A 13,858-nucleotide genomic window follows, 5' to 3' on the forward strand; every position below is an offset into this window, starting at 1 on the left:
TACGTTCCCAAAATCTGCGTCGACTCATAGGCTAACGCATGAGGCCTAAAGAATATCTAAGCCGAACCAACCTTAGCGGTCGATCCGGCTCGGTGCAATTCCGTGTGTGTCACAGTCCACGGAGCATTTGATTTGGCGTTAATGCCGATCAGGGGGTGGCCTCAGGAGCCGCGCGCTTCTCGAACACATTGTCGATTAGCCCAAAGGTCTTGGCTTCTTCCGCTGAAAGGAAACGGTCACGCTCAAGAGCATTCTCGATTTCCTCGTAAGTCCGGCCCGTGTGCTTCTCGTAGATTTGATTGAGCCGACGCTTAAGACCTTCTACTTCCTTTGCGTGAATCAAGATGTCGGTCACCTGCCCCTGGAAGCCACCCGAAGGCTGGTGAACCATCACGCGCGAGTTGGGTAGCGACGCCCGCATACCGGCCTCGCCTGCTGCCAGCAACAACGACCCCATCGAGGCCGCCTGCCCCATGCACAGCGTCGCAATAGGTGGGCGAATGAATTGCATGGTGTCATAAATGCTCAGGCCGGCGGTAACCACGCCGCCGGGCGAATTGATGTACATTGCGATTTCCTTCTTCGGATTTTCCGATTCCAGAAACAGCAACTGCGCCACGATCACGGACGCCATATTGTCTTCGACAACGCCGGTCACAAAAATAATGCGCTCGCGCAAAAGCCGGGAATAGATATCGAACGAACGTTCGCCGCGATTGGATTGCTCAACCACCATCGGGATGAGCGTGTTCATATAAAGATCGTGTGGATCTCTCATTCTTCGGATGCCCCTTGTGCCGAGAATCTGCGCGATACCGTCTCGGTCACTGCTCGTGTTGCGCATGGTCATTTCCCGAAACCGGACATCCCAATTTCCGGGACCATGCCTTGAATTCGAATCAGCGCGATACGCCGATTGCATAGATTCCGCCTTAACACGCGGTAAAGGGACAAATAGGCCCCATTGGCGTGAGGTTCAATACCCAAACCCCTCCCAAATCCCGGCAACGGTTAATCACTCAGACCGCAAAGCTGACAATAACACCACGCTTTTTGAAATATGACTGCATGGTCTTGCGGCCCTGCCGATTATTCTGCGCCAACTTGGAGGCCTCAAACACCGCCTCCTTCATGCCCTCGCGCGCCATCGCCGCCTTGAGGGCAGAAATGTGGACATCGAGGTCCTCATTATTGTTTGCCAGCGCCGCATAAATATTGTCGACGGACTCGGTCACACTCGGTTCGGTCACGGATCTTGTCTCCGATAAAAATCGCTCGGGCTATGAACTAGCCATTTTTCGGGGCATCGCAAGACCAAGATTGCCTGTGTGCCCCCATTCCGTGCATCATCCGTACTTTCTGCGCAATAATGACCCCAAGTGAGGCAAGTTGGCACCCGACATCATTCACGATCCCGCAACCGAACCCGTAACGGCGGATCCGCGAAATCCGGACTTCTATCAAAATCCATATGCGCTTTATGACCGCCTGCACCGGAACGATCCACGGTTTTTCTGGAAGGATTACGACCATTGGTGCTTTGCCAGCTTCAAGGATGTTAGCGCCCTGCTCCGCGATCGGCGCTTTGGTCGCCAGATTCTGCACGTCGCCACGCGCGATGAACTTGGCATGCCAGCACCCAAGCCGCACGTCGCCGCCTTTGACCAGACCGAAAAATACTCCCTGCTGGCGCTGGAGCCACCCGAGCACACCCGGCTTCGCGGGCTCGTCAACAGGGCCTTTGTTTCTCGCCACGTCGAACAATTGCGCCCGCGGATCGCCGAATTGGCCAACGAGATGATCGACGGCTTCGTCGCCGATGGCGGCACTGATTTGATCAAAAGTTTCGCCGCGCCCATTCCGGCCATTGTCATCGCCGAAATGATTGGCCTGCCCGCCGAAATGGCCCCACAGCTACTGAACTGGTCCAATCGCATGGTCGCCATGTACATGTACGGCGTGACCGAGGCGACCGAAATTGACGCCAACCAGGCTTCGGTCGATTTTATGGATTACCTTGGCACAGAAATCACCGAGCGCCGCCGGTCGCCTCGGTCGGACCTGCTCACACACATGCTGACAGCCGAAATCGACGGTACGCGCCTCAGTGACGACGAGGTGATCTCAACAGCCATCCTGCTGCTGAATGCCGGTCACGAAGCAACGGTTCACACCACCGGCAACGGGGTAAAATCCATTCTGGAAAGCGGTCTCGATCCACGCATACTGTTCGCCAGCGACGCCCAGGCGGCCGCGACGGTGGAAGAATGCCTTCGCTTCGACGCGCCGCTGCACCTGTTCACCCGCTATGCCCTTGACGACATTGAGTATGGCGGGCGCCAATTTCGCAAAGGTGAGACTATCGGCCTGATGCTGGGAGCCGCAAACCGGGATCCGCAGCGCTTCAGCAATGCCAATGCCTTCGATCCGTTCCGAGCTGATGGTGCCAATGTCAGCTTTGGCGCTGGAATCCACTTTTGTATTGGTGCGCCGTTGGCGCGGATAGAATTGCAGGTGGCGTTCACCGAGTTGTTCAAACGCCTGCCAGGATTGCAGTTGGCCGAGCCGCCGAGCTACAACAATGTTTATCATTTTCACGGGTTGGAAAGACTGGTAGTGACATGGCAATAAAATTCAATACGGTCTTCGTTGGCATCGCAATCAGCGCCTTTGCGGCAGTGACGGCGCCATTGGCGGACGAGCCATTGAAATTTTCTTCAGAGATGACGGGCGGCAAGATCTATGCGCTGGCCAACATGCTCGCTCAAAGCGGTCGCAGCGACCTCAACTTTACGGCGGCCGAAGCCGACTTCAATGGCGATGGCCGACTGGACGTTCTGGCTTTCGCACAAAATTCGTATTTTTGCGGTTCCGGTGGCTGCGCGCCGCTGCTGATGATTGCCAACAAAAAGGGTTGGAAAGCGGTACCATTCAACGCGCTGAGCATGCCCGAGAATTGGTATCTGCTCGATTCCATGCGGAATGGCTATCGCATGGTCGTCGTCTTGGGTGATGAATCCGAGCAAAGCTACGCGTGGGATGGGAGCGCGTATATTGCAGTCGACAACTAGAGCTTTGCCAAAACGCCGGGCAGCAAGCTAGGCAAGTCCTCGCTGATCAGGCCCGGACCGCCGAACAAATTGGCCGCTTCTGCATGAAGCCATACTGCGGCCGCGGCGGCCTCAAATCCAGCCATGCCTTGCGCTAGCAGCCCACCGACAATTCCAGCTAGAACGTCCCCCGATCCAGCGGTGCCAAGTGTTGGCGGCGCATTGGAGTTGATCGCCACACGCCCATCCGGTGAGGCAATCACCGTGTCACTCCCCTTAAGGATTATCACCGCACCCGAGCGCTCTGCCGCGCCGATCGCCAGGTCCAGTTTGGACCCCGTCAGGTCATCGAACAGGCGAGAAAACTCGCCTTCATGGGGCGTCATGACCACAGGTCGATGCTGATTGGCGCTTATCGCCGCAAACAGATCGTCGCTCCGATCTTTGAAACTGGTCAAGGCATCCGCGTCCAGTACAACAGCGGCGCCACCAGCCAACACCGTCTCCACGCACTTGGCCGTTTCCCTACCCACACCGGCGGCGGGACCGATAACCACCGATGTGATGCGGTCATCCTTGAGCACTGCCGCAAGGTCACCGGACTCCTCTGCCAGCCGCAGCATGATCGAACTGACATGTGCCGCGTGCACCATTAGAGCGTCGTGCGACCCTGCCAGCGATACCAGTCCAGCGCCGATCCGAAACGCCCCCCATGCCGCCAGACGCGCAGCGCCGGTATGCAGCGGACCGCCAGACACCACCACGCAGTGGCCGCGCGAAAATTTATTGTCCCCCATGCCGGCCACGGGCACGCTCCAGAGATCAGGTGTATTGACCAGAACGCGCGAGCCGATCGAGTCCAGAACAGTGTCAGGAATGCCAATGTCAGCCAACACCACATCGCCGCACAGCTCGCGCCCCGGCATCAGCAGATGGCCAGGCTTGCGTCGAAAGAACGTTACCGTCAGCGTCGCCGCAATGGCAGTGCCGCGAACCGCGCCGGTCGCGCCGTCGAGACCACTGGGCACGTCGATGCTGACAACCGGTCGATCCTTGCCGTTGACCGCATTGATGACCGTTTTCAACTCACCCTCAATTTCGCGGTCCAGTCCCGCGCCCAGTAGCGCATCGACAATAAGGTCAGCGCTGCCAATATTGTCGGCACGGGGCGCATCGCATCGCCCGCCCCACCGCGCGGCCATCGCTGCGGCGTCCCCTTTAAGCGCGGCCTTGCTACCCAGCAATCGCAGTTGAACCGGCCATCCACGCTCCTTGAGCAATCGCGCCACCACGAATCCGTCGCCGCCATTGTTCCCGGGGCCGCACAGGACGGTCACCGAGCGCTGGTAAAATCGCTCGACAATGGCATCTGCAACAGCTTTGCCGGCCGCCTCCATGAGTTTGATCGAGCGAACACCGGCTTCGACGGCCAGTCGATCAGCCTCGGCCATCTGTACCGGGGTCAACAATGTTTCGCTTGAAATGCTCATGGGGTTCCCGCCCTCTTATCGTCCGGCTTGTGGCGACAACAATGCAATAAAAAAGCCGCCCATTTCGGGGCGGCTTTCAATTCGGTCTCGGATCACCCTAGTGGTGGTGCTCCTGAGGAACCTCGTCTTCATCCGCCTGAATCAGTTTTGCCAATTCTTCCCGCGACATTTTCTTGTCGGTCTGCTTGGCCAGCTCTGCCACAAAGTCAACGACCTTGTTTTCAAATACCGGCGCCCGCAATCCAGCAAGTGCCTGCTGATTCTTGCGATAGTAATCATACACTTGCTGTTCCTGGCCAGGGAAACGACGCACCTCGGCGATCAGCGCCTGTTGGTGTTCCTCATCCGTCACGCTGACATCGTTCTTGTTGCCGATTTCGGCGACAACCAGACCGAGGCGGACACGACGCTCGGCAATGGTACGATATTGCTCGCGGGCGGCTTCCTCGGTGGTGCCTTCGTCTTCAAAGCTGCGGCCGTGCGATTCGATCTCGTGCTTTACGCGGTTCCAGATCGATTCAAATTCAGCATCCACCAGTGATTGCGGCACGTTGAATTTGTGCCCCTCGTCCAGCGCGTCCAATATCTGGCGCTTGGAATGCTGGCGGCTCATTGACGCCAGTGCGGCGGCCATCTGGTCCTTCACCGCGGCGCGGAAGGCGGCAACATCGTCCAGGCCGAGTTTTTTGGCGAATTCATCGTCCAGCTCGCCCTTGTTCGGGCCATCGACGTGCAGCACATTCACCTCGAACACGGCTTCTTTGCCCGCTAATTCAGCGCTGTTATAGTCGGCTGGGAAAGTGACCTTGACCTCTTTGGTCCCGCCCTTTGTCACGCCAATCAACTGCTCTTCAAAGCCGGGAATGAACTCACCGGAACCGATTGTCAAATGCGCATGGTCGGAGGTGCCACCATCAAACGGCACGCCGTCGATTTTGCCGATAAACGACAAACCAAGACGATCACCGTCTTCAACTACCGCATCGTCGCCCTTGTCGGTGAAACCGCGGTTCTGGTTGAAAACACGGGTAACCTCGGCTTCGACTTCCTCCTCGCTGATATCAACAACGGGCTTTTCGATCGAAATTCCCTTGAAATCCATCAGTTCAACGGGTGGCAGCACTTCATAGCTGACATCAAACGCCAGATCGGCCTTGCCTTCGAGCACATCATTGATCACGGCCTGATCGTCGGGCAGATCAACTTGAGGCTGCGCAGCGGCGCGTTCTTCGCGTTTTTCCAATGTTTCGGACACGGTGGTGTTGATGGCATCCTGCATCACCTCGGACATGGCTGAACGGCCATATACCTTCTTGAGGTGGGAGGCAGGCACTTTGCCGGGGCGGAAGCCCTTGATATTGGCTGTGCCCTTGAGTTCTTCCAGTTTCGCATCGAGCCGCGACACAAGGTCATTGGCCGGAATGACGACGCTCAACTTGCGCTTCAGGCCTTCGCTCTGGGTTTCGGTAACCTGCATTCGGTTCAATCCCGTCTTCATTGATCTTCTTCAGGCCAGAGCACCTTTCGTGCCAAGGTCATTTGGTGCGGGTGAAAGGAATCGAACCTTCACGCCTCGCGGCGCTGGAACCTAAATCCAGTGCGTCTACCAGTTCCGCCACACCCGCAAAATACCCGCTGGCCGGGTTGGGCGTGGGTCTAACCTAACTTGAAGAGCCAGTCAAAGCCTCATTCTGCGGTATTTTTTGGACAATGACCAATTGGCTTGATTATAATGTCGCCACGGGCATGCCTACGACTGCCCAATTGGTGTGCAACATGACTAAATTTTCATCACACACACCATTGCTTCGCCACCTCTGGCAACAATGCGCCTGAGATAACCTATTGTAATTAAACACAGTTATCGCACCAGCTGCTACTGGCATGCGGTGTGCATAGTTGGGGCGACATTCGACCAATCGACATAGAGGCACGCAATGAAAAAGATCGAGGCCATCGTTAAGCCGTTCAAGCTCGATGAAGTCAAAGAGGCGCTTCAGGAGGTTGGACTACAAGGTATAACCGTTACTGAAGCCAAGGGTTTTGGCCGCCAGAAGGGCCATACCGAATTATATCGCGGCGCCGAATATGTGGTCGATTTTCTGCCCAAGGTCAAAGTCGAGGTCGTGTGCCCCGACGAGCCTGGCCGAAAAAGCAATCGAAGCAATCCGGAACGCGGCTCAAACCGGCCGTATTGGCGACGGCAAGATCTTCGTCTACTCGATCGAGCAAGCCATCCGCATCCGTACGGGCGAGTTTGGCGACGACGCCCTCTAAAGGCAAAGTCGACAAAGCCTGACAACCATAAAAATCAACACCCAATCAGTATATACAGGGGAAGAACCAAATGACGACCGGTAGCGATATCCTTAAGCGTATGAAAGACGAGAACATCAAGTATCTCGACTTGCGCTTCACCGACCCGCGCGGCAAAACGCAGCATGTCACCCTCGACGCCACCATCGTCGACGAAGATCTTTTCGAAGAAGGCACAATGTTCGACGGTTCATCGATCGGTGGCTGGAAGGCCATCAACGAGTCGGACATGGTTTTGATGCCCGATCCCACGGCGACCTATATGGACCCGTTCTTTGGCGCGTCGACCCTGTGCATCGTCTGTGACATTCTCGAGCCACTGACCTACCAACCCTATAATCGCGACCCGCGCACCACCGCCAAAAAAGCCGAAGCGTTCGTAAAATCCTCCGGCGTTGGCGATAGCGTCGTATTTGGCCCTGAACCCGAATTTTTCATCTTCGACGATGTCAAATATTCGAACACCCCCTACAAGGTTGGCTTCTCGGTCGATCATTCCGAGCCTGCCCACCAACAATGATACCGATTACGAGACCGGCAATAACGGCCACCATATCGGTCTCAAAAAGGGCTATTTCCCGGTTCCTCCGCTCGACAGCGCGCAGGACATACGGGGCGAAATGTTGGCGGCGATGGCAGACATGGGCGTCGTCGTTGAGAAACATCACCACGAAGTGGCCTCGGCTCAGCATGAGTTGGGCATCAAGTTCCAGCCGATGATCAAGTCGGCCGACGATGTTCAAGTCTTCAAATATGTCGTACATCAGGTTGCCAACGCCTATGGCAAAACCGCCACCTTCATGCCAAAGCCGGTTTATGGCGACAATGGCTCAGGCATGCATTGCCATCAGTCGATCTGGCGTGATGGCAAACCGCTCTTCGCTGGCGACCAGTATGCCGGCCTGTCGATGGACGCCCTCTATTATATCGGTGGTGTAATCAAACACGCCAAGGCCATCAATGCCTTTACCAATCCGTCGACCAATTCCTACAAACGTCTGGTGCCCGGCTTTGAAGCGCCCGTGCTACTTGCCTATTCGGCACGCAACCGCTCGGCATCCTGCCGCATCCCATTCGGTCAGTCGCCAAAGGCCAAGCGCGTCGAAGTGCGTTTCCCCGATCCACTGGCAAATCCCTACCTGGCCTTTGCGGCCCTTTTGATGGCCGGTCTCGATGGCATCAAGAACAAGATCCACCCTGGCGACCCCATGGACAAGGATCTTTACGAACTGCCCCGCCAGGAACTGATGGCAATTCCGACCGTTTCGGCCTCGCTGCGTGAAGCGCTCGAAAGCCTCGACAAGGATCGGGACTTCCTCAAGGCCGGCGGCGTCTTCGACGACGATCAGATTGACAGTTATATCGAACTGAAAATGGCCGAGGTCATTAAGTTTGAGCACACGCCGCACCCAGCCGAATTTGAAATGTACTACTCGGCCTGATCGGTTCGAACCTAATGAGAAAGGGGCCAACCGGCCCCTTTTTTATTTCGTCACTTTGTTTCGAGTGGCTTTGCCATCAGTATTTCGAGCTGATCCGGCTCATAGGTTCGCGCAAACTGTACCGCAAATCCGACGTCGAGCCTGGCGCACCACCCGGCCCAGAAGCTGTCCAATGGCGACCGGCGTCCCACGGGACACCCGGGTTTCGGTCGAAACTGCAGCGCCTGACCCCGATATATCAACTACGAAACAATCCATCTTGGTGCCGTCCTTCAACACCATTGTTGCACGCGGATTGCGCGGCAATATACGTTTGAATTCGCGTTGGTCCGGCACAGTGCTCTGCACGCGGCGTTTCTGCCATTCGATCCTGGCCGCAAGCTTTTCCTGCTCGGCAGCACTCAATAACAATTCCAGCGAGAACCCGGTCGGCACCCGCCGACCAACCGTCGCCCTGAGGACGCCAAATGGTTCAAAATGTGCGGCAACATTCTCGCCGGGCACACCCTGGACCGACGCAATGATTACAGCGCTTTTTGGCGTAATCGAGCATAGTCGGCAAGCGAGTACGGGGCGAGGCTCCCCTTCAATCACATCGCGATCAGAAAACGAAAAACATCCAGCAATGGCGCCAATATAGCGTACATTCAGTTGCGAGGATGATGGACTTGGGGGCGTTTCAGTTTGTGCCAGTGCAGACATGGGGCCCAATTACTATTTCGATCAGTATTGTCCCTATTATACAGGCAATCATTTAAGGACCATTACTACTGGCTGCTCAGAAATGATCGCAATTGACCGCCCCTCTGGGTTGGGAGAGGTGTCATAGCGAAGAAAATATTGTGAGACTATGGATCAGGCCAAATAGAACAGGGCCGCCACTGCAATGGTCACCGCAGGGCGCGAGACATGGAAATGGGCAAGCCGGTACGCAATACTGATAAACCCGGCCTGCTGCCACCCATGAGACGGCGGCGCGTCAACTCGAACGTCTTGATACGCAATACTATCGTTCGCTTCGACACGCATACGGCAACTCCAAACAAAAACCGTATGCTCATGTTTTAGCAGTCGCTCTTTAAAAAAGTGTCGCCAAGAAGCAAACGCTTGGTAAAGATGGTGCCCAAGATGGGACGCTACCCCGCATTGTTGGCCGGTCGCAGTCGCGTCCGCCCTTCAATCTGGTTTGTACAAAAATTGAAATTGAGCAGATAAACCCAGCCAGCCTGGGAGGCCCGAACCTGGATGCGTTTATTGTTGGGCACATTGAGCGCAATAGCCGAATAGCCGCGGGCGGCAATTTCATTTCTTATCTGTCGGTCGGTCAGACACATCGGCAATGGGGGCGCACGAAAGTCAAACTCGCGCGGGTCGCCCAAAAAATCGCCCTTCAGCATCGGAGGCTGAAACTGGAAGCCAAATGCCGGACTTTGCGATTGCGCCACAGCCGACGGCATCATTGCTGCTGACAGGCAAAAACCGAGCCCAACCAATATGGATCGGATTGCGAACGACGACGACCGACTATTGTGCGACATGTCAAACCTCCCTCCCTCAACTCAGGCCCGGACGAGCGCACCTGATAGTGTTGTCAAATACCTAGCAGCGCCATCTTGAACTCAACCGCACCCGCATGTTCATTTTCGGTTCAGGTTCGCCGAAGCGATGAAATCCTTGGAGACACGTACCGCGAGCCCCACCCATGCTTGCGCTACTATATGATAGCGTGCAGGCAACCTGATTCGGGGAACCTCAATACGGATATTAAATGTCGGAAGTCGAAGACCTTTTTGCTGAGAACCCAGAGCGACGTTCCATGGCGCCGCCACCAAAGGCATCGAAATCGTCGGTCGCTAGCGCACCCTCCTCCTACACCGCAGCCGATATTGAGGTGCTTGAAGGACTTGAGCCCGTGCGCCGACGGCCCGGCATGTACATCGGCGGCACCGACGCCAACGCGCTTCACCACCTCTTTGCCGAAGTCATCGATAATTGCATGGATGAGGCAATTGCCGGTCACGCCAGTCGCATCGAAGTTAATTTCGGTGCTGACGGCTATCTGACCGTTACCGACAATGGGCGCGGAATTCCCGTTGAAAAGCACCCGAAATTTCCGACTCAATCGACGCTCGAAATCATCATGACGACGCTCCATGCGGGCGGCAAGTTCGATTCCAAGGCCTACGAGACCTCGGGTGGACTGCACGGTGTTGGTATCTCCGTCGTCAATGCCTTGTCAGATGACATGGTCATCGAAGTGGCGCGGGACCAGCAATTGTTCCGCCAGACTTATTCCCGCGGCAAGCCCCAGTCAGAGGTCGAGTCCGTCGGGCGAGTCAACAACCGGCGCGGCACCACGGTTCGATTTCATCCCGATGCGCAAATCTTTGGCGCCAGCGCCAGGTTTTCGGCACTTCGACTGTTCAAAATGACCCGGGCCAAAGCCTACCTGTTTGGCGGTGTCGAATTGCGGTGGTCGTGCGACGAGGAACTTGCCACCGACGACGTCCCGGCCCGCGCAACCTTCCACTATCCCGATGGCCTGCGTGACTTCATGACCACCAGGATCGCGGGCGAAACCCGGATCGTTGACGAGATATTTTCTGGCAAGGCGGGCAAGCCCGGCACCCAGGGAGCGGTTGAGTGGGCCATTGCATGGTCCTTGGGAGATGGCTTTGTCTCCTCATATTGCAACACCGTTCCCACGCCTGACGGGGGCACTCACGAAACCGGCCTACGCAGTGCCCTGCTGCGCGGTCTGAAAAGCTATGCGGAGCTGACCAAGAACAAGGCCGCCACCATTCTTACTGCCGACGATGTTTTTGCGCACTGCAATGCCATGTTGTCGGTTTTCATCCGTGAGCCCGAATTTGTCGGCCAGACCAAGGACAAGCTGGCTTCCGGCGAAGCCGCACGCATCGTCGACAACGCCATGCGCGACGCCTTCGATCACTGGCTTGCGGCCTCGCCGAACCAGGCCGGAAAACTGCTCGACTGGGCGGTTGAGCGTGCCGAAGAGCGCCTACGCCGCCGCAAGGAAAAGGAAATTGATCGCGCCAGCGCCACCCGGAAACTGCGCCTTCCCGGCAAACTGGCCGATTGTACCCAAGGCGCCGCCCAGGGTGCCGAATTATTCATCGTCGAAGGTGATAGCGCTGGTGGGAGTGCCAAGCAGGCCCGCGACCGTAAAAGCCAGGCAGTGCTGCCACTGCGCGGCAAGATCTTGAATGTCGCTGGTGCGTCCCGCGAAAAGATGGCGGCCAACCAACTCATTTCGGACCTGATCCAGGCACTGGGTTGCGGTACGCGTGACCGCTACCGTGAAGATGATTTGCGCTATGACAAGATCATCATCATGACCGACGCCGACGTTGACGGTGCCCACATTGCCTCATTGTTGATTACCTTTTTCTTTCAGGAAATGCCTCAACTCATTGATGGTGGACATCTTTTCCTTGCCATGCCCCCACTTTACCGGCTGAGCCAGGGCGGCAAGACGCTTTATGCGCGCGACGATGCCCATAAAGATGAGTTGATGACAACCGAGTTCACCGGCAAGTCCAAAGTCGACATGACCCGGTTCAAGGGGCTTGGCGAAATGCCGTTCGCGCACTTGAGAGAAACAACAATGTCGACGCGCTCGCGCACCCTTTTGCAGGTCAAGATCCAACAGGATATGGAAGGCACCCGTACCACCGTTGACAGGCTGATGGGCACCAAGCCCGAAGCCCGCTTTGACTTCATTCAGGAAAATGCCGCCTTTGTTACTGACCTTGATATTTGATTTCGCCGCGCCATATTAACGAAGAAGGCCGGAATAGCGTTGACTCACAAGGCCTTTGCGTTATGGTCGCCCTCGCTGGAGCATTTTCCGGCTTGGCGACTGGGACCATGTATTTCTGCGCCAGCCCATGCTGACTACGCCCCAGGGCCACTCCAACGATCTGCAGTTTATGCACAAGCGTCCGAATGGCCAATTCCGTGCCACGGATGCGTTTGAGTTCAGCTGCTTGCGCGCCAATCCTTCACCATGAGTGGACTACTAAATTTGACCGATGATTTTTCCGGGCTTGGACTTTCTCCGAAAGTAACCGATGCGGTTGCCGCCGCGGGATATACCAAACCCACCGACATACAAGCACAAGCAATTCCGCACGTCTTGCAAAAGCAGGACATTATTGGCATTGCGCAAACCGGCACCGGCAAGACGGCGTCGTTTGTGCTGCCGATGCTGACCCTGCTCGAGAGCGGTCGCGCCCGGGCGCGGATGCCCCGCACCCTCATTCTTGAGCCAACCCGGGAACTTGCCGCCCAGGTTCATGAGAACTTTGAAAAATACGGCAAGAACCACCGTTTATCCGTTGCCTTGCTGATTGGCGGCGTTTCCTTCGAGGAACAGAACAAAAAGCTCGATCGTGGCGCCGATGTGCTCATTGCTACGCCCGGCCGAATGCTGGACCAATTCGAACGCGGCCGCATCCTGTTGAACGGCGTTGACCTTCTGGTCATTGATGAGGCTGATCGGATGCTGGATATGGGCTTTGTGCCCGACATCGAGCGAATTTGCTCGCTGCTGCCTGCACGCCGCCAAACCCTGTTTTTCTCGGCCACCATGCCGCCCGAGATCGAAAAGCTCACCAGGAAATTCCTGCGTGACCCGGTTCGCATCCAGGTCGCCCGGCAAAATTCGACCGCCGAAAACATCGACCAGAAATTGGTGCGCGTTGGCTCCAAGCCGGATCAAAAGCGCGAAGCGCTTCGCCAGCAGATTCGTGCCGCAGATGGGCTGACCAACGCAATTGTCTTCTGCAATCGCAAGCGCGACGTTGCCATGGTCGCCAAATCATTGGCGCGGCACGGCTTTGACGCGGGCGAATTGCACGGCGATATGGACCAGAAGCGGCGTACCGAAACGCTGGATGCGTTCCGCAGCGACCGCTTGAGTATTTTGGTCGCTAGCGACGTAGCTGCACGCGGTCTTGATATTCCAGCCGTCAGCCACGTTTACAATTTTGACGTGCCCGTGCATGCCGAGGACTATGTTCACCGAATTGGTCGCACCGGGCGCGCCGGTCGCTCAGGCGTTGCAACCACATTGGTGACCGGCGCCGACAGCAAGCATCTTGATGCGATCGTAAAGCTCATTCAGCAGGACATTCCCTTCGCTGACAATGACACCGGCGCCCCCGCCGATCAGCCTGAGAATGCAGCGACAGCCGAGGAAGCCAAGCCGGCAAAACGGCGTCGCGGCGCCACGCGTGAACGTGGTCAAGTCAAGGCACGGCCCGCCACCTCCACCGAGCCCCAAAGCGAGACGGTTCAGCAAACCCAGCCCGAACCGCAGGTACCGGCTGACGCAGTTGAAGAAACGCGCACCGCCAAAACCCGCACCCCTGCTCGTTCCAAAGCGCCAAAGCGTCCCCAAAAGGAAAGCAACGACAACACAAATCCATTTGGAAATGACGGTCCGATCCCGGCATTCCTGCTGCGCACCAGCGCATGGAGCAATTAGACTGCGTTTAAACTCACTGATGTCAACTGTGTTGGCGCACAATTGAGT

Annotated in this window: 10 protein-coding genes, 1 tRNA gene and 2 pseudogenes; 6 read left to right on the forward strand and 7 right to left on the reverse strand. The window is 56.5% G+C overall.

Translation table 11 applies throughout. The features are described 5' to 3' along the window. Positions 1-148 precede the first annotated feature (148 nt). Positions 149-778 carry an ATP-dependent Clp protease proteolytic subunit gene (locus tag PSQ19_RS04670; RefSeq protein WP_282220611.1) on the reverse strand — a complete coding sequence of 210 codons (630 nt, stop codon included), beginning with the start codon at positions 776-778 and terminating at the stop codon, positions 149-151. A 241-nt stretch (positions 779-1,019) separates the two neighbouring features. Further along, complete coding sequence (locus PSQ19_RS04675; protein WP_282219811.1) at positions 1,020-1,250, reverse strand: hypothetical protein; 231 nt, start codon at positions 1,248-1,250, stop codon at positions 1,020-1,022. Between the two features lie 139 nt (positions 1,251-1,389). Between PSQ19_RS04675 and PSQ19_RS04680 the strand changes: the two genes are divergently transcribed. Beyond that, positions 1,390-2,631 carry a cytochrome P450 gene (locus tag PSQ19_RS04680; RefSeq protein ID WP_282219812.1) on the forward strand — a complete coding sequence of 414 codons (1,242 nt, stop codon included), beginning with the start codon at positions 1,390-1,392 and terminating at the stop codon, positions 2,629-2,631. After that, positions 2,622-3,071: a hypothetical protein gene (locus PSQ19_RS04685; protein ID WP_282219813.1), complete on the forward strand. Its 450-nt coding sequence runs from the start codon at positions 2,622-2,624 to the stop codon at positions 3,069-3,071. Before PSQ19_RS04680 ends, PSQ19_RS04685 begins: the two co-directional genes overlap by 10 nt. Here the strand turns inward: PSQ19_RS04685 and PSQ19_RS04690 are convergent. From PSQ19_RS04690 to PSQ19_RS04700, 3 genes are all read right to left on the reverse strand, one after another. Next, a complete protein-coding gene (locus PSQ19_RS04690) occupies positions 3,068-4,540 on the reverse strand; it encodes an NAD(P)H-hydrate epimerase (protein WP_282219814.1) in 1,473 nt (490 codons plus the stop codon). The genes PSQ19_RS04685 and PSQ19_RS04690 overlap by 4 nt on opposite strands. Positions 4,541-4,637: 97 nt before the next feature. Beyond that, positions 4,638-6,038 (reverse strand): trigger factor, encoded by a 1,401-nt coding sequence (tig, locus tag PSQ19_RS04695; protein WP_282219815.1) that lies wholly within the window; start codon positions 6,036-6,038, stop codon positions 4,638-4,640. Between the two features lie 42 nt (positions 6,039-6,080). Beyond that, a tRNA-Leu gene (locus PSQ19_RS04700) sits at positions 6,081-6,165 on the reverse strand. A 312-nt stretch (positions 6,166-6,477) separates the two neighbouring features. Here PSQ19_RS04700 and PSQ19_RS04705 point away from each other — a divergent pair. Next, positions 6,478-6,817, forward strand: a pseudogene (locus tag PSQ19_RS04705) (P-II family nitrogen regulator). Positions 6,818-6,887: 70 nt separating this feature from the next. After that, positions 6,888-8,298: pseudogene (gene glnA / locus PSQ19_RS04710) on the forward strand (type I glutamate--ammonia ligase). Between the two features lie 99 nt (positions 8,299-8,397). On the opposite strand, the gene PSQ19_RS04715 reads toward glnA, so the two are convergent. After that, on the reverse strand, positions 8,398-9,000 hold the full coding sequence (locus PSQ19_RS04715) for a PilZ domain-containing protein (RefSeq protein WP_328517758.1): 603 nt from the start codon (positions 8,998-9,000) through the stop codon (positions 8,398-8,400). Positions 9,001-9,434: 434 nt separating this feature from the next. Beyond that, positions 9,435-9,836: a hypothetical protein gene (locus tag PSQ19_RS04720; RefSeq protein WP_282219817.1), complete on the reverse strand. Its 402-nt coding sequence runs from the start codon at positions 9,834-9,836 to the stop codon at positions 9,435-9,437. A 230-nt stretch (positions 9,837-10,066) separates the two neighbouring features. On the opposite strand from PSQ19_RS04720, the gene parE reads away from it, so the two are divergent. After that, positions 10,067-12,082, forward strand: a complete 2,016-nt coding sequence (parE, locus tag PSQ19_RS04725) for a DNA topoisomerase IV subunit B (protein WP_407649083.1) — start codon at positions 10,067-10,069, stop codon at positions 12,080-12,082. A gap of 264 nt (positions 12,083-12,346) precedes the next feature. Continuing rightward, complete coding sequence (locus tag PSQ19_RS04730; RefSeq protein ID WP_282219818.1) at positions 12,347-13,810, forward strand: DEAD/DEAH box helicase; 1,464 nt, start codon at positions 12,347-12,349, stop codon at positions 13,808-13,810. Positions 13,811-13,858: the final 48 nt, after the last annotated feature.

The organism is Devosia algicola (genome assembly GCF_028816455.1).
Taxonomy (GTDB): Bacteria; Pseudomonadota; Alphaproteobacteria; order Rhizobiales; family Devosiaceae; genus Devosia; species Devosia algicola.

What these genes read in the sequence shown, in the direction of transcription:
- PSQ19_RS04685 (WP_282219813.1), top strand. Translation starts at nt 2,622, where the DNA reads ATGGCAATAAAATTCAATACGGTCTTCGTTGGCATCGCAATCAGCGCC.
- PSQ19_RS04715 (WP_328517758.1), bottom strand. Translation starts at nt 9,000, where the DNA reads ATGTCTGCACTGGCACAAACTGAAACGCCCCCAAGTCCATCATCCTCG.
- parE (WP_407649083.1), top strand. Translation starts at nt 10,067, where the DNA reads ATGTCGGAAGTCGAAGACCTTTTTGCTGAGAACCCAGAGCGACGTTCC.
- PSQ19_RS04690 (WP_282219814.1), bottom strand. Translation starts at nt 4,540, where the DNA reads ATGAGCATTTCAAGCGAAACATTGTTGACCCCGGTACAGATGGCCGAG.
- tig (WP_282219815.1), bottom strand. Translation starts at nt 6,038, where the DNA reads ATGAAGACGGGATTGAACCGAATGCAGGTTACCGAAACCCAGAGCGAA.
- PSQ19_RS04720 (WP_282219817.1), bottom strand. Translation starts at nt 9,836, where the DNA reads ATGTCGCACAATAGTCGGTCGTCGTCGTTCGCAATCCGATCCATATTG.
- PSQ19_RS04670 (WP_282220611.1), bottom strand. Translation starts at nt 778, where the DNA reads ATGAGAGATCCACACGATCTTTATATGAACACGCTCATCCCGATGGTG.